Origin of the sequence: Deinococcus fonticola, assembly GCF_004634215.1 — a bacterium.
In the GTDB taxonomy this organism is placed as follows: domain Bacteria; phylum Deinococcota; class Deinococci; order Deinococcales; family Deinococcaceae; genus Deinococcus; species Deinococcus fonticola.
Genome location: NZ_SMMH01000016.1, coordinates 19127 through 39952 on the forward strand (window position 1 = coordinate 19127; position 20826 = coordinate 39952).

Consider the following 20826-nt stretch of genomic DNA (forward strand, 5'->3'; position numbering starts at 1 on the left):
ACAGGAGCCAGCCATGGAAGTCGATCTCATCAAACGCGAGAAGCAGTGGCTCATCCGGGTCATCTGGGACGAAGAAAACCGGCAGATGGCGCGGGTGCTGCTGTGCCCCTGCAACGGTGAGACTCCCCCGGTGTGGACTGAGTTCACCGATCAGGACAGTTTCCTGCGCCACCTCTGGCACCTGATCGACCAGCAGGCCGGCGTGCGCTGAAGCCGCCGCCTGACTCTGCTGGTCTGTCCGGCGTTACGCCGGGGGATTCACGGCAGTCGCCACAGGCAACGGTCAGGTAACGCCCCGGCATCTACCCTCCAGGCAGCAGCGGAAACCAGCTTGACAAGGAGATCACCATGAAAAGCCCCGCCCCTTCCGTCCTTCTCCTCGCCACTTTGCTCCTGACCGTCTCTGCCCAGGCCCAGAATCGCCCTATTTTGCAGCCTGTTCCGCGAGTCCCGCTGCAACAGGTACCGCTGCAACTGCCCAGCGCCCTGCAGCTCAGGTTGCAGACCCTGCCCAGTTTCGGCGCGCCGCCTCCTTTCAAAGCGCTGGACAGCGCCACCAGCAACCGTTTCCTGAACGGCAACACCATCTGGCTCACCGCGCCGGGCCTCGAGGCCAGCCGCCAGGCCAGACTCCAGAACTTCAGCGCCAACCTCGCCCGGCTGCAACCCCTGGCCAGCCAGCCGCGCATTCAGGCCGTGCTAAACGCCGCGAAACTGCAAGGGTTGCAGGAACCGCTGCTGCAGGTGCAAACGAAAAGCGGCCCCCTGACCATCAAACTCCTGAGTGCCGACGTGGGGGCCAGCATCGCCGCCCGCGAACTGGGGCAGGATGCCGAGGCCAATGCCCGCGTGGCCGTGACACGCATGGCCCAGGACATGGACATCGACCCGGCCGTGGTCGGCCAGGTGGCCCAGGCGGTTCCGGCCCAGCGCCTGAACACCGCGCTGCAACTGCAACCCAGCCTGGCGCGCATCCTGGGCAACCGGCCCCTTCTGCCCATCATGTCGCCGGTTGGCACGGGCAACGGCCTGGACGCCGTGCCGAACAGTTGCGCCCCGGCCAGCGGCAAGCTGTTTGCCCTTTATGACTTTCCTATGAAGAAAAATCTGCCCGCCGTGAAAAACCAGGGCGGGCGCGGCACCTGCTGGGCCTTTGCCACCATCAGCGTGGCCGAAACCCTGATCCGCACGCAGTATGGCCGCCGCGTCGACCTGAGCGAACAGGATTACGTGGCCTACTCCAAACTGAAGTACGGCTCACCCACCGACGGAGACGGCGCCGATCCCTTCGCCCTGCTGGGGCTGAATGCCCAGAACGGTTACCGGTTTGCCTACGAGAAGGTCTGGGAGTACAACCAGAGCCTCAGCCGCAGCGCCACCGAAACCCCGCCCGACTCCGGGAAGTACAACTACCAGAACTCCTGTGGCGGGTACCCTCACCAGGATCAGTGTGAGGACAGCGTGTCCCAGGCCGAAACCGGCTGCATCGTCACCGCCGGAAAGACGGTGTGCGGCGCGCAGATTCCCACCGAACGCACCAGTTACGGCATCGACACCAGCTCCCTGAAAAACATGTGGGACTGGAACCAGAAGGACGGCGGCCTGGGCTGGTCCGTGCTGGCGCTGGGCTTCGGCACGCCGGTGATGCTGCTGCACGACGCCCGCTACCTGCAAGGCGACGCCAACGGCTTCGTGGGCGACCTGCCCTACAACCGCGCCAGCCACCCGGTCAAGCAGGCCGACGGCAGCACCAAATGGGAGCCGAACACCGAAAAGGACGTGGCGTGGTGGAACCACATCGCCATGCTGGTGGGGTACGTCAGCAACCAGCGCCTTCAGGAAGTCATGCCCGGCGCACCGGCTGGCCCCGGCGGGGGGTACTTCATCATGAAGAACTCCTGGGGAACGTGCTGGAGCGACGGCGGGTACATCTACCTGTCGTGGGACTGGATGAAGAAGTATGCCGGCGGCCTGTATCTGGGAACCCGGATCACCAACTGATCGGCCTCCGCTTGAGTCACCCCAACGATTCGATCGGACGGTCAGGAGGGAAACGGATTCCGGGCTGGGCCACGGCACAGACGGAATCCGGGTGAAGTCACCCCAGTTCTCAAAGCAGGAAACGAAGGCCGGCTCCCGGGGGGTGAGCCGGCCTGCGCTTAGCGGTGAAGAGGGACAGCTTCAGTCTTTCACGAGTTCGATGCCGGCCAGTTCGTCGATGGGCAGGCCCCACTTGTTCATGGCGTCGAAGAAGGGATCGGGGTCGAGTTGCTCGACGTTCCACACGCCTTCCCTCATCCACTGGCCCTGCAGCATCAGCATGGCGCCGATCATGGCGGGTACGCCGGTGGTGTAACTGACGCCCTGGGCCTGCACTTCGCGGTAGCAGTCGGCATGGTCTTTCACGTTGTAGACGAAATGCACCTTGGGCTGGCCGTCCTTGCCGATGCCCTTGGCCTGCACGCCGATGCAGGTCTGGCCGGTGTAGCCGGCTGCCAGACTCTCGGGGGCGGGCAGCACGGCCTTCAGGAACTCGATGGGCGCAATTTGCTGGCCCTTGAAGTCGATCGGCTCGATGCTGGTCATGCCGATGCCTTCCAGCACGTTCAGGTGCTTGATGTACGCCTCGCCGAAGGTCATCCAGAAGCGGGCGCGCTTGATGGTCGGGAAGTGCTTGACCAGCGACTCGAGTTCCTCGTGGTACAGCACGAAGCTCTTGCGGGTCGCCACTTTGGGGTAGTAGATGTCCTGGCTGATTTCCAGCGGCTCGGTTTCCACCCACTCGCCGTTCTCGAAGTAGCGGCCATTGGCGGTGATTTCGCGGATGTTGATTTCCGGGTTGAAGTTCGTGGCAAACGCCTTGCCGTGGTTGCCGTTGTTGCAGTCCACGATGTCCAGATAATGAATTTCGGAGAAGTGGTGCTTGGCGTGGTGGGCGGTAAAAGCCTGGGTCGCGCCGGGGTCGAAGCCGCAACCCAGCAGCGCCATCAGGCCGGCGTTCTTGAATTTGTCCTGATACGCCCACTGCCACGAGTACTCGAACTTCGCCACGTCCTTGGGTTCGTAGTTGGCGGTGTCCAGGTAGTGCACGCCGGTTTCCAGGCAGGCGTCCATGATGGTCAGATCCTGATAGGGCAGGGCCACGTTGATGACCATTTTCGGCCCGAACTCCCGGATCAGCTTGGCCAGTTCCGGCACGTTGTCCGCGTCCACGGTGGCGGTGCTGAATCTGGTTTTGCTGTCCGGCATGTGCTCTTTAATTTCGGCCACGATCTTGTCGGCCTTGCTGACTGTCCGGGTGGCGATCAGCACTTCGGTGAACACGCTGTCGTTCTGGGCACACTTCTTCGCCACGACGTTCGCCACGCCGCCCGCTCCAATAATGATGACTTTACTCACGCTCCGCAGTTTAACAGGCACAGGCGAACCGCCCGTCAGCCGCCCATCAACTTGGCCCCGTGCGTGGACACCAGTTTGCGTTCCTTGCCGGCAAGTCCTGCCCTTTTTCCGCTGGGGCCGTTAGCATGGGCGGGTGACTGCGCCCCCCCCAAAACAGCCCCCGCGTGAACCCACCCCCGAAGAGAGGGCGCGGGCGGCCCGCCTGGTGTGGCTGATTGTGCTGGGGCTGCCCACAGTGGTGGGGGCGATGGTGGCGTACCTGACCTGGGGCGGGCGTCAGGTGCGCGATTACGGGCGCGAAGTGATCGGTGCCGTGCAGCAGCAGTCGGGCAGTAGCATCCCTGGCCTGGAGCAGGGCGGCGAGGAGTGCGGGAAGGTGGTTCCCGGCATTCCGGCGGGCGTGCAGTCCTGCCGGATCGAGCGGGTGAACGACGGCCTGCTGGTGACCTTGACGGTAGACGGTGGGCGGCAGTACCAGGTGTCCAGTGCCGGCGGCAAGGTGTCGGACCGGGTGCAGGCCGGCGAGGTGGACGCCAGGGCCTACGCGGGAAGGGTGGCGACCCATTTTCCGGCATTTGTGCAGGCGAATAAGCCCCCTGCGCTGGAGCTTCAGGCGGTGCCGTGTCGGCAGGTCATCCCCGATCCTGTGCCGGCCGGCGTGCAGGCGTGCCAGGTGGAGTCCGGCCCGGCCGATGGGCCGCAGGTGGCCTTGAAACTGACCGATGGGCGCACGGTGACGCTGCCCTTTTGATCCCCCTCCTTTTCAGCATTGGGCAGATGACTGCTTCAGCGTCACCGGGTCCGACTTGATCAGCGCAAATTCGGTGTCGCCCAGTTTCAGCAGGTCGCCGGGGCGCAGGGGCGAAGTGGTGCCCGCCGCGAGGGGCCGGTCGTTCAGTTCCAGCGGCGCCTGAGCGTGAAGTCGAAGGGTGCCGTCGGGCAGCGCGGAGATGATGGCGTGGTGCGCCTGAATGCCCGAGCCCTGAACGCGCAGCTCTCCACCCGTGCCCAGACTCAACTGCTGGAAGTCGGCCGGAAAATGCACCGCCTGGTGGTTCGCCTGCAACGCCAGCGGCGGCACGGGCACGCGGCTGGAAGCGGCCTGGCCTTTTTGCCCGAACACCAGTTCCGTTTGCCCGAAGGTCAGGCGGTCACCGTTTTGCAACGCTGCCCGGGTTTTCGGCTGGCGGTTGATCAGGATGGATCCGCCCTCCCAGTGCCAGCTGCCGCCGCGTTGCACCAGCGTGCCGGCCTGCAAGGGCACCTGCGCGTCGTGGGACAGGCTGATGTCGCTTGTCTCGCTGCGGCCCACCGTCACGGCGGGTTTGCCCAGGATGTACTGCTTACCCTCAGAGCGCCCGGTGGTGGTGCCCAGCAGCCACGCGCCCTTGAGGAACTCCTGGGCCAGCCGCAGCATGAAGCCGATCGCTGCGCCCAGCAGGGTCAGGCCCACCAGGCGGGCCACCGTGCCCGTGTCCTCCTCGCCAAAGCGCAGGGCCGTGAAACTGTCGAACACCAGCCCGCCCAGGAACCCACCCGCCGCGCCGCCCAGCGCGCCCCGCAGGGCCTTGGCCGGCGAGCGGTCGTGCAGGCCCAGCAGCAGGCCCACGCCCGCGCCCATGACGGCCCACCCCAGCGCCCGCATCAGTCGCCCCGGCAGGCCAGCCATTAACCCCAGCGCATAGATGAACTGGGCCAGCGCGCCCGAAAATGCTCCCAGCAGCAGCGCCGGGAGCCACACCTGCGCCAGCCCGCGCGACCAGCGCCCGCGCATGCCCAGCAGGTTCTCGCCCGCCAGCAACAGCAGGGTCAGCGGCAGCATCAGCAGGGCCGTCCACCACGCCGTGCCGACGATATTCCCCAGGAACCCGCCGGAACCGGACTGCGGCACCAGCACTTCCGACAGCACGAACCCCAGAAAGCCGCCCAGGGCGCCGAGGAGGGTGGTCTGGAGCGTCCGGTTCATGGGCCGGACACGCCCCTACTGAATGGGAAGTTTCTCGTAGACACGCTTCGTCCTCCCGTTATCGAAAACGATGTCCCCGATGACGTTGATGCTGGTGTACTGCCGACCCTCCCGCTCGCGCACCGTCAACGGCAGGCTGAAAACCAGATTGTTGCCCTGCTCCTCGAAGTTCACGGCCGGTTCCCCGTCGGCCGGCCAGCGGCTGCGGGCGCCGATGGTCTTTTTCCTCGCCTCGCCGTCTTCCAGATACTCCAGCTCATACGAGAACGATGCACTCACCGGCCGTGCCCCATTCGGCACGGTCTCGATGACCAGCGAGCAGAATTGCAACGCGCCCAGCGTCAGGCCGGTGTGGCTCGCTCCGGTCTGCGCGTCCTGACACGTCGTGAAGAACCACTGCGCGAAGGTGGGGGCCTCGGCTGGCGTGGTCGCGGCCTGAGTCGTGTCTGCTTGAGCTTCGAGAGCCGCCCAGGTGTCCGGGCCGATCACTCCATCTGCCTCCAGCCCGCGTGATTGCTGGAACCCCTTCACGGCATCCGCCGTTTCAGGGCCGAAAAAACCATCCACGCCAACCTCAGCGCCTTGCGCTTGCAAAAGCGTCTGAAGGCGGGACACGGCTGGCCCACTGTTCCCCTCGGTCAGGGTGGGCTTCAGCGTGTTCGTCAGGGCCTCGGCGGCAGCGGACAGCTCATCGGCGTTCTGCGGGGCGAGGTCACGTTCCACCTTCGTTTCCGGATGAATGGCCCCCCGTTCCGCCGTGATGACCAGGTGTTCACCGTCGCCCACCAGATCAAGAACCGTGTACGCCGTGCCGCTCAGTTCCCTGGTGTCGTTGCTGACGGTGTAGCGGTAATCGAAACGCACCTGCCGCACGTCCCCGCTGCCGTGCAGGGTAATGTCGGTGGTTCTCTGGTAGGAACGCCGCGGCCAGCGCCGAAAGTAAGCGCGTTTGTCGGCCATCAGCGCCTCTCTGGACTGCGTGCCCTGATCGAAGTACTCCACCTGCTCGGCGTAGAGGTTCATGCTGGCGTTCAGGTCGTCCTGCCCGCCCAGGCGCAGGTACTCGTCCACGAACTCCCGCACCTGTCCGGCCGAGATGGCCGGCACGTCAGGGGTGGGTTCCGCTTCGGCGGGCGCGGGCAATTCCGCTTCCGGTGGGGCAGGCTCAGGCGGGGCAGCTTCCGATGCGGGCGCTGGCGGTGGAGGCGCTGGCGTGGCCGTCGGCGCAGTTGTCGGTGGGGCAGCCGTGGGGGCGGGTGGAATGGCCGGGTCGGCGGGCGGGGTGCTCGCTTCCGGGACGACCGGCGGCTCAGCAGGAGTTGCAGCGGCGGGAGGAGAGGGCCGGTCATGGCCGCGCAGCAGGGCGAATCCCCCCGCTCCCGCCAGGGCGACGAGCGCCAGCGGCCACGCTGAAAAACCCCTCTTTTGCGCTGGCGGTGCCAGAGGAGTGGGAAGTTGAGGCGCAGGCGCGGGAACCGCCGGGGCGGACGGCGGCCCTGAGAGCAAGCTCAGGAATTCCTGCGCGGACTGCGCCCTGTCCGCCACACGCGGGGACACGGCGGCCTGAAGGGCGTCCCGGAGGCCGGCGGGCGTGTTGGCAGGTAAGGCGGGCAAAGGTGTTCCCGTCATCAGGTCAGGCGCGGAAGGCGGCATTTTTCCGGTCAGGGCGTGGTGAATGGTGGCTCCCAGCGCGTAAATGTCGGTGTAAGGCCCGAAGCGCGCCTCGCTGCTGTACTGTTCCATTGGGGCGTACCCGGGCGTGACCAGCCGCGTGTGCCGGACTGTCTGGCCGGCCACGAACCCGCGCGCCGAACCGAAATCTATGAGCACCACGCGCCCGGACGCCTCCAGAAAAATATTGTCCGGTTTCAGGTCGCGGTGAAGCAGGCCTGCGCTGTGCACCACACCCAGCGCCCGCGCCACCCGTTCCGCCAGCCCCTGAACATCCTGCGGATTGAGGGCTCCCCGCCGCTCCAGGCGCTGCTGAAGCGTTTCACCTGCCAGCCGCTCCATCACCATGTAAGCCGTGCCGCTGTCCTCGAACAGGTCAAGGACGCGCACGATGTCCGGGTGCTGAAACTGCGCCAGCAGTTGCGCCTCGGCCGTGAAGTCCCGCTTGGCCTGCGACCACTCCTGAAGACCGAACGTCGCCGGCGGGAACACCGTCTGCCCCTGGCGCAGCGTGCCGCTCGGGAACAACTCCTTGATCGCCACGGGGGCATTTAAAACCGTCTGGGTCGCGGCGTAGGTGATTCCGAAGCCCCCCTGGCCCAGCACGCCATCGATGCGGTAACGGCTCCCTTGCAACACCGAACCCGCCGCCAGAGCCGACATGCCCAGCGGACTCCCACACGCCGGACAGGTCGTCGAGGTCACAGGCACGGGTGCGCCGCAGTAAGGACAGTTCATAGGAAACCCGGTTGAATCATAACGGAGTGGGCCACACCCTCACATTTCCTTTGAGGAAGTGGGGGAGACCCACGGCATTCTGATTCGACCGGGTTAAGCGCGAGTTAGAGAGGGCGCTGGAAACTCACTTGATCCGTTCGATAACCAGCGCGGTGATGTTGTCGGGAGCGCCGGCAGCCAGCGCGCGTTCGAGCAGGGTGTCCACCAGCTTGTGGGGGCTGGGTTCGGTCAAAAGCAGGTGCTCCAGTTCGGCGGGTTCCACTTCGCCCCACACCCCGTCACTGACCAGCAGAATGCGGTCGCCCAGCTTGAGTTCCAGCGGGGTGTCCAGCGTCTGCACGTAGTTGTCCTGCGGAACGCGCAGGCTGCCCAGAGAACGCAGCACCTTGTTGCGGTCCGGGCTGTTTTGCGCTTCGTCGGGCGTCATCTGACCGCTGGCGACCATCGCCGCCACGTAGGAGTGGTCTTTGCTGAGTTGCGTGACCTGAGCGCCCGTGCGGTGGTAAGCGCGGGTGTCGCCCACGTGACCGAGTTGAAGGTGTGCTCCACGAATCTCCACGGCGCTGATGGTGCAGCCGCCGTCCTTGCCGTCCATGGCGGCCACCACGGCGGCGTTCGCGTCCCACACCATTTCCGGCAGGGTGGGGTAAGTGGAGTTCAAGAAGGCCTGCACGGCCGCGCGACTGGCGACCTCACCGGCGGCCATGCCGCCCATGCCGTCCGATACGCACGCCCGGATCAGCATTTCGGGGGCGGCGTGCGCTTCCACCTGCCGCATGAAGTACCCGTAAGCGTCCTCGTTGGTGGGCCGTTGCGGGTTCAGGCCGATGTTCGTGGCGGCCGCGATGTCGTACTTGGGAATTTCGTTGGCAGCTTGCACTTTCAGGTACTCCAGCAGGGCCGTGGGCGTCGGGCGGTTCGCTTCGTCGGTCAGCATCAGCGCCAGCAACTGAGGCATCCCCGGGGCGCTCACGCCCGCCAGCGTCACGGCTGAAACGCCTTCGGGCGGGATGGTCTGCCCGGTCAGCCACTCGAACAGCAGCGCCCCCAGCAGGTAAATTCCGGATCTGGCGGTCGCGGCCTGCCCGGCCTGCACTTCGGGCGGGGTGAAACCGTCGCGCAGGGTGGGCTCCACTGCCTCGCCAAGGCGGGCCAGGCGCGGCGGAAAGCGCAGCTTCAGGCCCTGCGCCGTTTGCAGGAAGCTGCGCGGGTCGATGTCCGTCACCGCGAAGCCCTGTTTCTCCAGCGCGAACAGCAGCCGCGTGAACTCCGTCACGTAGGCGCGCGCCTGCTCGGCGGGAATGGGCGTGGCGAGAGGCGGCCCGGCCATCGGCTCCACCACGTGCAGGTCACCTTCCTGCGTGGTCTGCGGCAGCAGGCGGTGGGCCGCCACGCCCGCCCACAGGGGGTCAGGTCGCACGTACACGTCGCGTTTGCGCCTGTCCGTCAGCGAGTGCGCGGAAAACCAGCCCCGGCCCAGGTCTTCATCCAGGTGGTAAGCCCCGAAGTCCTGACCTTCCTGCGGCCCGCTGACGGGCGCGGTGGACTCGTACACGACCTCCTCCAGGTCGTTCGACAGGCCCGCGCTGGTGGGCGTTGGAGCAGCTGGAACCGGGAGGGGTGCTGCAACCGGGCCGGGTGAGGGAGAGTCGGGCACCGCCAGGTCGGGTGCATTCAGGTCAGGCGCGGTCAACTCGGGTACGGCGGGGGCAGGTTCCAGCGCGGGAGTTGTGTCTTCTGCCGCCTCATCCACCGCCGGTTCGAGGGGCACGGACTCCAGCGGAGCCGAAGGGGGGGCCTGCACCTCGGGCGCAGGCATTCCTTCCTCCACCTGTGGAACCTCCAGGGCCGTCTGTGTTTCCTGACTGACCGCTGGACTTTCCGTTTGCAGTCTCGTCACCGCCGTTTCATCCGCAGCGTTCAGGCCGTCCGCATCGAAAACGATATCCACGGAAGGCTCGGCGGGCGGTTCGACCTGCTCCTTGAAAATATCCCTGAGTCCGGCCTGCAAGTCGGGGGTGTTCTGATCGTCTGGGGGGGTCATCCTCAACCCTGGTTGAACGTGAGCATCACGTTGCCGAACGCCAGTTCATCGCCGTCGGCCAGCGCGGCGGGTTCCTGAAGGCGCGGCGAGAAGGTGCTTTCTCCTTTCTTCTTCAGGAAGACGCCGTTGGTGCTGCCCAGGTCGCGGACGTGCCACACGCCGTTCTGGTTGTACAGCTCGGCGTGGTGGCGCGAGATGTGCTCTTTGCCGGCCATGTCGCCCAGGTCGATATCGACCGGCCCGCTGGAAGCGTCGAAGCGCCCGACCACCAGTTTCTCGCCGTTCAGGGGGATGAAGTCCCCGGTGGGCTGCCCGAATTTCTTCAGGCCCAACTTTGCCGCGCCGCCCGTCCCTGTCGTGGTGGTGGGGCTGCTGATGGGGGCTGCCATGACGGGGGATTCGGTGCTGGCCGGGGCGGTGGTGTTTTCCATCGGGGGCACTTCCACAGCGGGGGTACTCACCGGAGCGGCGGTTTCGCTGGGCAGGCTGGCATCTGCGTTGCTGACGTCAGGAGTGCTGGTAGCAACGGGCGCCGTGAACTCGGGCCCAGTCAACTCAGGCGCGGTCAATTCGGGCGTAGTGGCGCTGGCCGTTGTCGCGGGGGCGCTGTCCATCTGACCGATGGACGTTTCGGACAGGGGCGTGCGGTAGGGGTTGGGCGTGGTGCCTGAGCCGATGGTTTCCGGGGGCGTCAGTGGCGTGATGGGCGCGGCGGCCGCAGAGGCCGTGTCTGACATCATGCCGTCGGGCGTGGGGACGGACGTGGCCGGGTCGATGGGGTCAGCTTCGCTGACGGGCGGGCTGGACATGGCCGCCGTTTCGGCAACGGGTGCAGCGGCCCCGTTCATGGACGCAGTTTCGGTGGTGGGGGTGTTGTGCGTGAGTTCGACGCCGCAGCCGTCGCAGTACTTGTTGGTGTCGGGGTTGGCGGTTCCGCAGACTTGGCAGTTGATGGTCATGGTTGTTTCCTCCCGGATGAATGAAGCGAGTCAAAGACGACTTGAACGGAATTGACCTTCAGAAAGAAATTCTCTGAATCAGTCGCATGAAAATAATGGAGAGGGTGGCGGCCATAATGGCCAGGCTCCCCACGGTGGGCCAGTGCAGGCCGTACCCGTTGGCCAGGTACGCCGCCGCCAGGGCCGCCACGGGCGGCAGCAGGATGGGCATGGCCGCCCACACCAGCATGCCGAGGAACAGCCCCAGCACCGCCCCCACCGCGCCAGCGCCCAGCATGAAGGTCTGGTCGCCCTGCGGCAGTTGGCCCATCAGGCCGCTCTGGTAGGCGGAAACGGCGAACAGCGCCCCGAACCCCAGGAAGAACAGCAGCAGGACGGCGCGGGTGATGGGCGCACGCGCCTTGCCGGCCGCTGCGGGCTGCTGAGGAGCGGGCTGACGCTTGGGCGGTGCCGGAACAGCAGGAGCAGGAATAGGGGCAGTCGGAACACGAGGGGCCGGGACAGGCCGGGGCGCGGGAACGGGCTGGGGTGGTGGCGCGGGCGACTGGCGCACGGGCGCGGCGGCTGGTGGGACAGGGGCTGGCGTGCGGCTGCGAGTGGGTGCGGGTTGAGGTGTGGGTACAGGCTGGGGTCTGGGTGGCGCCGGGCGTGCGGGCTGTGACTGGTTGGCCGCCACCCGCGTGGGGTTGCTGGGGGTCGGGCCGGGGCGAGGTTCGGCGGGTTTGGGCGGCATGGGCGCGGGGGCCGGTGCGCCGCCCAGCAGCCGCAGCAGGTCGTCGGCGCTCTGGGGTCTATCCTCGATTTTCAGGGACATGGCCCGCGTGATCGCCTCGCGCAGCACCGGGGGTGTGCTGGCAGGCATGACCGGAAGCTTCGTGCCCATCATCAGATCGGTGGCGGGTGGGGGCATCACACCCGTCAGGGCGTGCAACAGCGTGGCGCCCAGGGAGTAGATGTCGGTGTACGGCCCGAATTTCGCGGCGCTGCTGTACTGCTCCAGCGGCGCGTAACCGGGCGTAACCAGGCGCGTGTGACTGACCGTCTGCCCCGCCTGAAAGGTGCGCACCGACCCGAAATCGATCAGGATGACGCGCCCCTGCTTGTCCAGAAAAATGTTGTCCGGTTTGATGTCGCGGTGAAGCAGTCCGGCGTTGTGAACCAGGGCCAGCGGGCGCGTGATGGAGCGGGCGACCTCCATGACCACTTCGGGCGGCATGGGGCCGCGTTTCTCGATGGCGCTGCCCAGCGTCGCGCCCTCCAGAAACTCCATGACCAGGTAAGCGGTGTTGTTTTCCTCGAAGTAGTTCAGCACCTGCACGATGCCCGGGTCGTTGAAGCGGTAAAGCACCTTGGCTTCCTCGACAAAGCGCCGTTTCGATTCCTGATACTCGGCGGCCGTGTAGCTGCCCGGCGGCAGGACATCGCGGCCCCGGCGGGTGGAACCGTCGATGAACAGTTCCTTGACAGCCACGTGAATGCCCAGTTGCGTGTCCTGCGCGTCGTACGTGATGCCGAAGCCACCCTGCCCCAGCACCCGGTTGACGCGGTAACGCCCGCTATGCAGCGTGGTGCCCGCCGGAAACTGGGGGTTGGGGTTCAGGGGGGCGCCGCACGTCTTGCAACTCAGGTCGGTGGGCTGAACGGGCGAACCGCAAACGGGACAGGCCAGGGCCACGCTAATAACCTCGCCAGAAGGGGAAGGGTGGCGTGCGAAGCATCATCCTTATGCCCCGGTCATCTTGCGGATTTCTTCGTCGCTGGGCAGTGCCCCGTCCGTGCTGCCGGGGGTTTCCGGGCCGCTCCTGAGCACCTGCGTTTTGGCGCCCAGACGCATGGTCTTCGCGGTGCCCAGGCTGATGGTCTTGCTGCTGCCCAGTTCGCCAATGGCCCTGTCGAGCACCTGCGTCATCGCGCCGTTCCCGAGGCGCTGGGTCATGCTGCGCGCAAGTTCCAGGGTTTTGGCGGCCTGCTGTGGGTTGCTCTGCGCCTCGCGGGTGGCCTGCGCGACCAGGCCCTCGATGTTGCGCTGCTGCACCCACTGCATCACTTCCGGGTCAATGCGGGCGGCCTGCGCCTCGTCGGCGGTGAATTCCACCACCACGTCCACCGGCGGCACTTCGCCGCGGTAGTTCGCGCCGGGCACCTCGTAGGTCAGGCCCAGTTGCGCCAGCCGCATACGCGCCGCCGGACGGGCGGGCAGCGTGAACTCCAGCACGTAGGTGGCGCCCGTCGTCACGTCCACACTGCCCAGGTTCAGCGGGCCGTCCGTTTTCGCCACTTCGGTCTGGGTGGGCTGCACGCGGGTCACGCGGTCGAGCACCACGTCCTTGACGGCCCGCACCGAGAGCTGCACGTTTGTGACCGTTTCGTTCACGGCCTGTTGCATGTCTCCCAGCAGGGCGGCCGGCAACTCGGTGGCGCGAACCGCCGGAGGCTGCGGGTTGTCGGTGTCCGGCACCACGTCGATCGGTTGCCCCTGCGTCAGGTCCGTGATGCGGGTCAGCAGTTCCGTGTTCACCTCATCGCCCACGCCCACCGTCGTGACCGGCACATTCAGGTGCGCCAGTTCCTGCGCCTGATCCTCAGCGACCGCCGCGTCGAAAGCCTGCCCGTCGGTCAGCAGCACCATGCGGCGGCTGCCCGACTCGCTTTGCAGCAGTTTCGTGCCCGCCACCATGCCCGCGCCCATCTGCGTGCCGCCCGAGTACCAGTCCAGCCGCTCGACGGCCGCCAGCAGCCGCGCCCGGTCCGTGGCCGGGGTAAACGGCACCAGCACATCGGCCATGTCGTCGAACTTCACCAGCGCGATGCGGTCTTCCGGGCGCAGCAGATCCGAATGCACCACGGCCCTGAGCGCCTCGGTCAGCAGTTCCAGCTTGTTTTTCGCGCCGCGCACCACCTCGTAATCACGGCCGTCGATGCGGGTGTGCTGTCCGGTGCGCTCGGTCGGCTCGGTCACCACCTCGCGCATGGAACCGGACGTGTCCACCACGAACGCCACCGACAGGGCCGGCCGCGCCTGCCGGGCCTCCCCGGTGGGCATGACACTCAGCGCCAGGAACAGCTTCTGCCCCGGCGTCTGTGCCAGCAGGAATTCACGATGTGCTCGGATTTTGGCATCAAGCATGCAAGTCTCCTCCCAAACCACACTTCTTGAACTTCACTTCTTAAACGTCACTTCCTCGCCATTATGGCCGGCGCCTTGCAAGACGGGCGTTAAAATGACGGTTGTTTGAGGATTCTCATCAAGGTCGGGGGCGTGGCTGGTGGAAACCATAGTGCCCCCAGTTACGCGGCGGCCTCGGTGAGGGTTCCCGGTAGGCAACTTGCTGACGCCTGACGTTCATCGTTCAGAATGCGGGCATGCGCCGACCTGCCCTGCTGCTTTTGCCCGCGCTTCTGGCCTCCTGTTCGACTGGCCCGGCGAAACCCGGCCCGTTCATTCAGGGAAGGACGCTGAACATCGCGCATCAGGGCGGTGAGGGCCTGTGGCCCAGCAACACCATGCTGGCTTACCGCAAGGCCGTGGAACTGGGTGTGGACATGCTGGAAGTGGACATGCATGCCACCCGTGACGGGGTGCTGGTGCTCTCGCACGACGACACGCTCGATCGCCTGACCGACACCAGGGGTCGCATTGCAGACCTGCCCCTTTCCGAGGTGCTGAAAGCCGACGCGGGGTTCACGCTTGACCCGCAGGGCCAGAAGGCCTACCCGTTCCGTGGGCAGGGCGTGCAGGTGGCGCAGGTTCGGGACGTGCTGACCAGTTTCCCGAACACGCCCATGATCATCGAACTCAAGCAGGCGGCGCCCAGCCTCGCCGCGCCGTTCTGCAAGCTGCTGCGCGACATGCGCATGACCGACAAAGTGATTGTCGCCAGTTTCAGCGACGACGCCCTGAACGACTTTCGGCGCCAGTGTCCCGGCGTGGGCACCAGCATGACTGCCCGGGAACTGCGGCCCCTCGTGCTGCTCAGCAAGGTCGGGCTGGCGGGCCTGGCCAAAACCCCGCCGTCTGCGGTGGCTGCTCAGGTTCCGGTGCGGGCCGAGGGGCTGGAGGTGGTCACGCCCGCGTTTATTCGCGCCCTGCACGCCCGCGGCATCGCCGTACAGGTGTGGACGATCAACGACGAGGCCGAGATGCGCCGCCTGATCGACATGGGCGTGGACGGGATCATCACCGACTACCCGGACGTGCTGAAAAAGGTGCTGGCTGAAGAGGGTGCGGGGTGAGTCTCGCTGACCTGTACCTGCGCGACGTGCGCGGGCGAATGCGGGGAGTGAAGGCGCTGGGGGACGGTGCCCTGACCCAGCTGCGTGAGGAGGAATGGCACCTCGCCCTTTCTGGCGAGGGCAACTCTGCCGCCGTGTTGATTCAGCACCTTTCCGGCAACATGCACTCGCGCTGGGGCGCGTTCCAGCACGGGTTCACTGCCGGAGCGGAAGGCGAAACGGCGGGCCGCGACCGTGACCGGGAATTCACGGAAGGCCAGCAGACGCCCGCGCAACTCCTGGCGCTGTGGGACGAGGGCTGGCAGGTCTTTCTCTAGGCCCTGGACAATTTCAAACCAGACGACTTGACTGCCGAACTGACCATTCGGAGCGAGCAGCACACCATTCTGGAAGCCATTCAGCGCCAGGTGGCGCACTACAGCGGGCACGTGTACCAGCTTGTTTTCCTGGTGAAAACCCTGCGCGGGCGGGAATTCCGGTCGCTCAGCATCCCGCGTGGCGGCTCGGCGGCCTTCAATGCAGAGATGATGCGAAAACCACGCTAATTTGTATCTCGTCTCGTTTCGCCGGGTGAAGTCTGGGCAAGGGGCTATGCTCTGGGGATGCGCGTGCTGGTGACCGGAGCGACAGGGTTCCTGGGTGGAACAGCCGCCCGCTTGTGGCAGAGCGCGGGGATGGACGTGGTGGGGGTGGGCCGTGACCCGGTGCGGGGGGCGGCCCTGCAGGCGGCCGGGGTGGAGTGGGTGCAGGTTGATCTGCTGAACCGGGGGTCATGGGAGCCGTTGTTCGACCGTGTGGATGCGGTGTTTCACGCGGCGGCCCTGTCGAGCCTGTGGGGACGCTGGCCGGATTTTTACCGGCAGAACGTTCAGGTGAGCGCCGCTGTGGCGGAGGCGTGTGCGCGGCGTGGCCTGCGCCTCGTTCACGTCAGTACCCCCAGCGTCTACAACGCCACGGGATGGACGCAGAACGTCGGGGAAGATACGCCTCTTGGCCCGACGTTCGATAGCCTATACGCGAAAAGTAAATATCAGGCGGAAGTGGCGGTGCAACGGGCCTGCCCGGACGCCTGCCTGATTCGCCCGCGCGGAATTTACGGGGTGGGCGACACGAGTATCGTTCCGCGCCTGGTGCGTGCCCTGCGAACGGGGCACTTGCCGCGCCTGACACGCACGGAAGTGTTCACAGAATTGACGCACGTCAGGAACGTGGTTCGCGCGGCGGAACTGGCCCTGCACAGTCGAGTGGCGGGCATCTTCAACGTCACGGACGGGGTCGCCACGCCCATCTGGCACACCATCGACCTGCTGGCGGACACCCTGAATCTGACCCGCCCGCAGCGACACGTACCGCCGCGACTGGTGGAAGGCGCAGCAGGCGTCCTGGAACGCGTGTATGCCCTGCATCCCGCACGGCCTGAACCGCCCATTACAGCCAGCAGCGTGCGCCTCCTGACGCGGGGTATGACGCTTGACCTGACCCGCGCGCGTGAACGCCTGGGGTATCAGCCGGTCATTTCCCCGCCTGAGGGACTGGCGGAAGTGCTGCGGAGTCTGGCGTGAACACCGTTCAGGTGATTCCCCTGCGGGCCGGCGAGTGCTTCAATTTCGCGGCAGTGACCGGGCAGGGGGAGCCGTGGCGCGTGAAGTCGTTTCCCGCCGGGTTTGCGCTGATCGTTCATCCGCAACGTGGCCCGGTGCTGTTCGACACCGGGTACAGTTCGCTGGTCAGGCGCCTCATGCGCCGCTGGCCGGGCGTGCTTTACGGCCTGGTGACGCCCGTCAGGTTAGACGAACGCGAAACGGCCAGAGCGCAACTGGCCCGACTGGGCTGGTCTGCCAGCGACATCCGCGAAATCATCGTTTCGCACCTGCACGCCGATCATGTCGGTGCCTTGCGGGATTTCCCACAGGCCCGGTTTCTGCTGGACGCTCCTGCATTCGGTGAATTGCGCGGCTTACAGGGGGTGAAGGCGGTGCGCCGCGCCTTCCTGCCGGAACTCCTGCCCGACGATTTCGCGTCCCGAATCCAGCCGCTGAAGTTCACGGCCGCGCCGCCCGGCCTTTCTCCATTTTCAGAAGTGGCGGACGTGTTCGGCGATGAAAGTGTGCTGGCAGTGCGCGTGCCGGGTCACGCCCCGGGCATGGTGGCGCTGATCGCCCGAACGCACCCGCAGGCCACCTGGGAGGGCGACGGCGCGGGCCTGACAGTGCTGGCCGCCGACGCCGCCTGGACGGTTCGCGCTTTGCGGGAAGGGCTTCCGGTTCACCCGCTGGGCCGCCTGGCCTTCTGGAATGCGGCGCAGGAGGCCCGCAGTGCCCGGCGGTTGTGCGAGTGGCTGACCGGGCACCCGCAGGCCCAGGTGATCGTCAGCCACGACGCGCCCGAGGTGGGCCGTGCTTGACGCCCTGCACGTTCTGAAGCACGCCCTGCTGGAGGGGCGCCTGATGTTCCGTGACCGGGCCGCCCTGGAAAGCCATCAGGAGCGTCAGATCAGGCAGCACCTGCGCTGGGTGGCGCTTCACAGTCCGGCCACGGCGCGGCGTTTTCAACGCGCGGGTCTGACGCTGGGCCGCTGGCGTGAACTGCCGCCCACCGGGAAAGCCGAGATGATGGCGGATTTCGACACGCTCAACACTGCCGGGTTGCGCCTCAGCGAGGCCCTGCGGGTGGCCCGGCAGGCCGAGGATTCGCGGGACTTCACGCCCACCCTGGCGGGAACGCGCGGCCCGGTCACGGTGGGCCTGTCTACCGGCACCAGTGGCAACCAGGGCGTGTTCGTCGCCAGTCGCGCCGAGCGGGTGCAGTGGGCGGGCGTCGTGCTGCGTCACCTGCTGCCGGACTGGCCGCTGGGGTTGCTGCGCGGTCACCGCATTGCCTTTTTCCTGCGGGCCGAGGGAGGGCTGTACCGCACGGTGCAGAGCCGCGCGCTGGATTTCCGCTTCTTCGACCTGCTGCGCCCCGTGCAGGAACTCGCGGCCCAACTGACGGAGTACGCGCCGACGGTGCTGGTCGGGCCGCCCAGCGTCCTGCGGGCGGTCGCGCAGGCCGGAGCAAAAGCTGCACCTCAGCGCGTGGTCAGTGTCGCCGAGGTGCTGGAGGACGCTGAGCGCGACCTGCTGACCCGCAAATTCGGGCCGCTGGTGCAGGTGTACCAGGCCACCGAAGGTTTACTGGCGCTGCCCTGCCCGCACGGCCACCTGCACCTGAACGAAGCGCATGTTCATTTCGACTGGGAACCGCTGGGGGGCGGATACGTGCGCCCAGTCGTGACAGATTTCCGGCGCACCACGCAACCCATCATCCGGCACCGCCTGGACGACGTGCTGCTGCTCGGGAACCCGTGTTCCTGCGGCCTGGCCTCCCGACGGGTCGAACGCATTGCCGGGCGCCAGGACGACGCCTTGCTCCTTCCTGGCCCGTCGGGAAGCATAACCGTCTGGCCGGATTTTCTGCGCGGCGCACTGGGCCGCGTGCCGCTGCTGCAGGAGTACCAGCTTCAGCAAACCGGGCCGGAGTCGCTGCGCCTGTCCCTGCATCCCCTGCATCCAGAGGTGGCGGAGCAGGCCGTGCAGGAACTCCGGCTGGCCCTGACCCGAACCGGGGTGAGCGTGAACACCCTGCAGATAGACGTGCAGCCCTGGACTGCGCCCGCTCCTGGCGTGAAACGCCGCCGGGTGCAGCGGCTTTTTCGAGGAGAAACGCAATGATACTGAACGCCCGCATTCTGGCCACGGGTCAGGCCCTGCCGCAGCGCATCGTGCCTACCGCCGAGGTGGCCGCCCTGTGCGGGGTTCCCGCCGATCTGGCCATGGCCCGCAGCGGCGTGCGCGAGCGCCGCTGGCTGTCCGGCGATGAAACCGCCCTGACCCTGGGGGCCGAGGCGGCCAGGAACGCCGTGCAGGCCGCCGGGCTGTCCCTGGACAACGTGGACGCCTTGCTGAACGCCAGTGGCAGCCACCTGCAACCCATCCCGGACGGCGCCGCCCTGCTGGCACGTGAACTGGGCCTGCGTGGAAAAAGCACGTACAGCCTGCACGCCACCTGCCTCAGCTTCCTGGTGGCCCTGCACCACGCCTGCCTGCTGATTCACACCGGGCAGGTCAGGCACGTCCTGATCGTCAGCACTGAGGCGGGCAGCCTGGGGCTGAACCACGCGCAGGCCGAAAGCACGCTGCTGATCGGGGACGGCGCGGCCGCGGTGCTGCTCGGCCCAGCCCGCCACGCTGCGCAGGGCCTCGAGGCTTACCGGCTGGAAACGTACCCGGAAGGCGCCGAGCACACGCGTATCCGGGCCGGGGGGTCGCTGATGTCGCCCTTGCGACCGGAGGTGACGCGGGCCGACCTGACCTTCGACATGCAGGGCCTGCAGGTTCTGAAACTGGCGCGCCGCGTCATTCCCGGTTTCCTGGAACGCCTGCGCCCTGGGCTCAGTCACGGCCTGACCGGCCTCGACCATGTCATTCCGCACCAGGCCAGTCAGGCGGGCCTGACGCTGATGGAACGCTTCGGCTGGCCCGCCGAGCGTATTGAAGTCACCTTGCCGCACCTGGGGAACGTCATTGCCGCCAGCCTTCCCCTGACGCTGCACCAGGCCATGCGGGAAAAACGGGTGGCCGAGGGAAAAACCATCCTGCTGGTCGGCACCGGAGCGGGCCTGATCGCAGGCGGAGGCATCTTTCACTTATGAAACTGGAACGGGCGTACCTGGGCCTCGCCTTCGCGTTTTTTGCTTTGAAAGGCGCCACGCTGCTGGTCAATGCCCTGACCTTCCCCCGGTTGAAGCGGGAAGCCCCCACCCTTCCCGCTGACTTGAAGGTGTCCATTCTGGTTCCCGCGCGTGACGAGGCGCACAACCTTCCCCGAACCCTTCCAGGCGTGCTGAATCAACCCGTCACCGAGGTACTCCTGCTGGACGACGGCAGCCAGGACGGCACGCCGGAAGTGGCCCGGCGACTGGGCGCCCAGGTTCTGATGGGCCTGCCGCTTCCGCCCGGCTGGATGGGGAAATCCTGGGCGTGCCAGCAACTCGCGCAGGCCGCGTCCGGGGACATCCTGATCTTCACGGACGCCGATGTGCGCTGGCAGGAGGGGGCGGCACAGGCAGTGGTGCACGAACTCTGGGCGCGGCAGGCCGACCTGCTGACTGTGCTGCCCCGCCCGGAAGACCTGACGCTGGGCGCACGCTTCCTGACGCCCCTCGTCGATAACGTCGTTCAGACCTTCCTGCCCTATCCACTGCTGCAAACGCGCTGGCCCCTGGCGACCACGGCGAACGGCGCAGTCATGGCTTTCCGCCGTGAAGCGTACTGGTCACTGGGCGGCCACGCCACCGTGAAAATGGAGATGCTGGAAGACACCGTGTTCGCCCGCCACCTGAAAGCGGGGGGGCACCGCGTCACGCAGGCCAGTGGGCAAACCCTGATCGGCGTGCGCATGTACCGCAGTTACCCGGAGTCCATTCAGGGTTTCAGCAAGAACGCCGTGGGTGTCCACCTGAATTCCCGCCCTCTGATGGTCGGCCTCGCCGTGTGGCAGTTTGCCGCTTACACCTTGCCGTGGCTCTTGCCTGCCCGAACTCTCGCCTGGCAAGCTCTGCGGGCCATGACCCTGCTGGAACGAACCCTGGTGAATCTGGTCACTGGCCGGCACGCCCCCGCCGACCTGCTGGAAGGACTGCTGGGGCCCATCACACCCCTGCTGGCACTGCCCGGGTACCGCCGCGCCCTCAAACCGCACGTCACCTGGAAAGGCCGGGATTATCCGCAGTAACCTTCACTTCACTTTCAGCCGCTACCCTGCCCTGAATGCGCCTT

16 protein-coding genes and 2 pseudogenes are annotated in these 20826 nt (G+C 66.6%); 10 read left to right on the forward strand and 8 right to left on the reverse strand.

Going from position 1 to position 20826, the window contains the following annotated elements; all coding sequences use genetic code 11:
* Positions 1-13 precede the first annotated feature (13 nt).
* Positions 14-211, forward strand: a complete 198-nt coding sequence (locus tag E5Z01_RS10865; protein WP_135229384.1) for a hypothetical protein — start codon at positions 14-16, stop codon at positions 209-211.
* 137 nt (positions 212-348) lie between these two features.
* The gene (locus E5Z01_RS10870) at positions 349-2001 is read left to right on the forward strand and encodes a C1 family peptidase (protein ID WP_135229385.1); all 1653 of its coding nucleotides are present in this window, start codon (positions 349-351) and stop codon (positions 1999-2001) included.
* A 180-nt stretch (positions 2002-2181) separates the two neighbouring features.
* On the opposite strand, the gene E5Z01_RS10875 is transcribed toward E5Z01_RS10870, so the two are convergent.
* The gene (locus E5Z01_RS10875; RefSeq protein ID WP_135229386.1) at positions 2182-3399 is read right to left on the reverse strand and encodes a saccharopine dehydrogenase family protein; all 1218 of its coding nucleotides are present in this window, start codon (positions 3397-3399) and stop codon (positions 2182-2184) included.
* A gap of 133 nt (positions 3400-3532) precedes the next feature.
* Here E5Z01_RS10875 and E5Z01_RS10880 point away from each other — a divergent pair, with 133 nt between their 5' ends.
* Positions 3533-4150, forward strand: coding sequence for a hypothetical protein (locus E5Z01_RS10880; RefSeq protein ID WP_135229387.1), 618 nt, complete (start codon positions 3533-3535; stop codon positions 4148-4150).
* Positions 4151-4162: 12 nt separating this feature from the next.
* On the opposite strand, the gene E5Z01_RS10885 is transcribed toward E5Z01_RS10880, so the two are convergent.
* From E5Z01_RS10885 to E5Z01_RS10910, 7 genes and pseudogenes are all read right to left on the reverse strand, one after another.
* Complete coding sequence (locus E5Z01_RS10885; protein ID WP_135229388.1) at positions 4163-5365, reverse strand: FHA domain-containing protein; 1203 nt, start codon at positions 5363-5365, stop codon at positions 4163-4165.
* 15 nt (positions 5366-5380) lie between these two features.
* On the reverse strand, positions 5381-7699 hold the full coding sequence (locus E5Z01_RS10890; RefSeq protein WP_240738306.1) for a serine/threonine-protein kinase: 2319 nt from the start codon (positions 7697-7699) through the stop codon (positions 5381-5383).
* 9 nt (positions 7700-7708) lie between these two features.
* Positions 7709-7774: pseudogene (locus tag E5Z01_RS20375) on the reverse strand (zinc-ribbon domain-containing protein); the annotation flags it as partial.
* A gap of 124 nt (positions 7775-7898) precedes the next feature.
* A complete protein-coding gene (locus E5Z01_RS10895; protein ID WP_240738307.1) occupies positions 7899-9818 on the reverse strand; it encodes a protein phosphatase 2C domain-containing protein in 1920 nt (639 codons plus the stop codon).
* A gap of 2 nt (positions 9819-9820) precedes the next feature.
* Positions 9821-10777, reverse strand: coding sequence for an FHA domain-containing protein (locus E5Z01_RS10900; protein ID WP_135229390.1), 957 nt, complete (start codon positions 10775-10777; stop codon positions 9821-9823).
* A gap of 58 nt (positions 10778-10835) precedes the next feature.
* A complete protein-coding gene (locus tag E5Z01_RS10905; protein ID WP_240738308.1) occupies positions 10836-12452 on the reverse strand; it encodes a serine/threonine-protein kinase in 1617 nt (538 codons plus the stop codon).
* A 48-nt stretch (positions 12453-12500) separates the two neighbouring features.
* The gene (locus tag E5Z01_RS10910) at positions 12501-13904 is read right to left on the reverse strand and encodes a vWA domain-containing protein (protein ID WP_135229391.1); all 1404 of its coding nucleotides are present in this window, start codon (positions 13902-13904) and stop codon (positions 12501-12503) included.
* A gap of 236 nt (positions 13905-14140) precedes the next feature.
* Here E5Z01_RS10910 and E5Z01_RS10915 point away from each other — a divergent pair, with 236 nt between their 5' ends.
* From E5Z01_RS10915 to E5Z01_RS10945, 7 genes and pseudogenes are all read left to right on the forward strand, one after another.
* Entirely contained in the window at positions 14141-15010 is an 870-nt protein-coding gene (locus E5Z01_RS10915) for a glycerophosphodiester phosphodiesterase family protein (RefSeq protein WP_135229392.1), read from the forward strand.
* Positions 15007-15555, forward strand: a pseudogene (locus E5Z01_RS10920) (DUF1572 family protein). The gene E5Z01_RS10915 and the pseudogene E5Z01_RS10920 overlap by 4 nt, the downstream one beginning before the upstream one ends.
* A gap of 57 nt (positions 15556-15612) precedes the next feature.
* Positions 15613-16572, forward strand: a complete 960-nt coding sequence (locus E5Z01_RS10925; protein WP_135229393.1) for an NAD-dependent epimerase/dehydratase family protein — start codon at positions 15613-15615, stop codon at positions 16570-16572.
* Positions 16569-17414, forward strand: a complete 846-nt coding sequence (locus tag E5Z01_RS10930; protein WP_135229394.1) for an MBL fold metallo-hydrolase — start codon at positions 16569-16571, stop codon at positions 17412-17414. The genes E5Z01_RS10925 and E5Z01_RS10930 overlap by 4 nt, the downstream gene beginning before the upstream one ends.
* Positions 17407-18720 carry a F390 synthetase-related protein gene (locus tag E5Z01_RS10935; protein ID WP_240738310.1) on the forward strand — a complete coding sequence of 438 codons (1314 nt, stop codon included), beginning with the start codon at positions 17407-17409 and terminating at the stop codon, positions 18718-18720. Before E5Z01_RS10930 ends, E5Z01_RS10935 begins: the two co-directional genes overlap by 8 nt.
* Positions 18717-19700 (forward strand): 3-oxoacyl-ACP synthase III family protein, encoded by a 984-nt coding sequence (locus E5Z01_RS10940; protein ID WP_135229395.1) that lies wholly within the window; start codon positions 18717-18719, stop codon positions 19698-19700. The genes E5Z01_RS10935 and E5Z01_RS10940 overlap by 4 nt, the downstream gene beginning before the upstream one ends.
* Positions 19697-20782: a glycosyltransferase family 2 protein gene (locus tag E5Z01_RS10945; protein ID WP_135229396.1), complete on the forward strand. Its 1086-nt coding sequence runs from the start codon at positions 19697-19699 to the stop codon at positions 20780-20782. Before E5Z01_RS10940 ends, E5Z01_RS10945 begins: the two co-directional genes overlap by 4 nt.
* Positions 20783-20826 lie beyond the last annotated feature (44 nt).

What these genes read in the sequence shown, in the direction of transcription:
- E5Z01_RS10865 (WP_135229384.1), top strand. Translation starts at nt 14, where the DNA reads ATGGAAGTCGATCTCATCAAACGCGAGAAGCAGTGGCTCATCCGGGTC.
- E5Z01_RS10870 (WP_135229385.1), top strand. Translation starts at nt 349, where the DNA reads ATGAAAAGCCCCGCCCCTTCCGTCCTTCTCCTCGCCACTTTGCTCCTG.
- E5Z01_RS10885 (WP_135229388.1), bottom strand. Translation starts at nt 5,365, where the DNA reads ATGAACCGGACGCTCCAGACCACCCTCCTCGGCGCCCTGGGCGGCTTT.
- E5Z01_RS10890 (WP_240738306.1), bottom strand. Translation starts at nt 7,699, where the DNA reads ATGTCGGCTCTGGCGGCGGGTTCGGTGTTGCAAGGGAGCCGTTACCGC.
- E5Z01_RS10895 (WP_240738307.1), bottom strand. Translation starts at nt 9,818, where the DNA reads ATGACCCCCCCAGACGATCAGAACACCCCCGACTTGCAGGCCGGACTC.
- E5Z01_RS10900 (WP_135229390.1), bottom strand. Translation starts at nt 10,777, where the DNA reads ATGACCATCAACTGCCAAGTCTGCGGAACCGCCAACCCCGACACCAAC.
- E5Z01_RS10910 (WP_135229391.1), bottom strand. Translation starts at nt 13,904, where the DNA reads ATGCTTGATGCCAAAATCCGAGCACATCGTGAATTCCTGCTGGCACAG.
- E5Z01_RS10915 (WP_135229392.1), top strand. Translation starts at nt 14,141, where the DNA reads ATGCGCCGACCTGCCCTGCTGCTTTTGCCCGCGCTTCTGGCCTCCTGT.
- E5Z01_RS10925 (WP_135229393.1), top strand. Translation starts at nt 15,613, where the DNA reads ATGCGCGTGCTGGTGACCGGAGCGACAGGGTTCCTGGGTGGAACAGCC.
- E5Z01_RS10940 (WP_135229395.1), top strand. Translation starts at nt 18,717, where the DNA reads ATGATACTGAACGCCCGCATTCTGGCCACGGGTCAGGCCCTGCCGCAG.
- E5Z01_RS10945 (WP_135229396.1), top strand. Translation starts at nt 19,697, where the DNA reads ATGAAACTGGAACGGGCGTACCTGGGCCTCGCCTTCGCGTTTTTTGCT.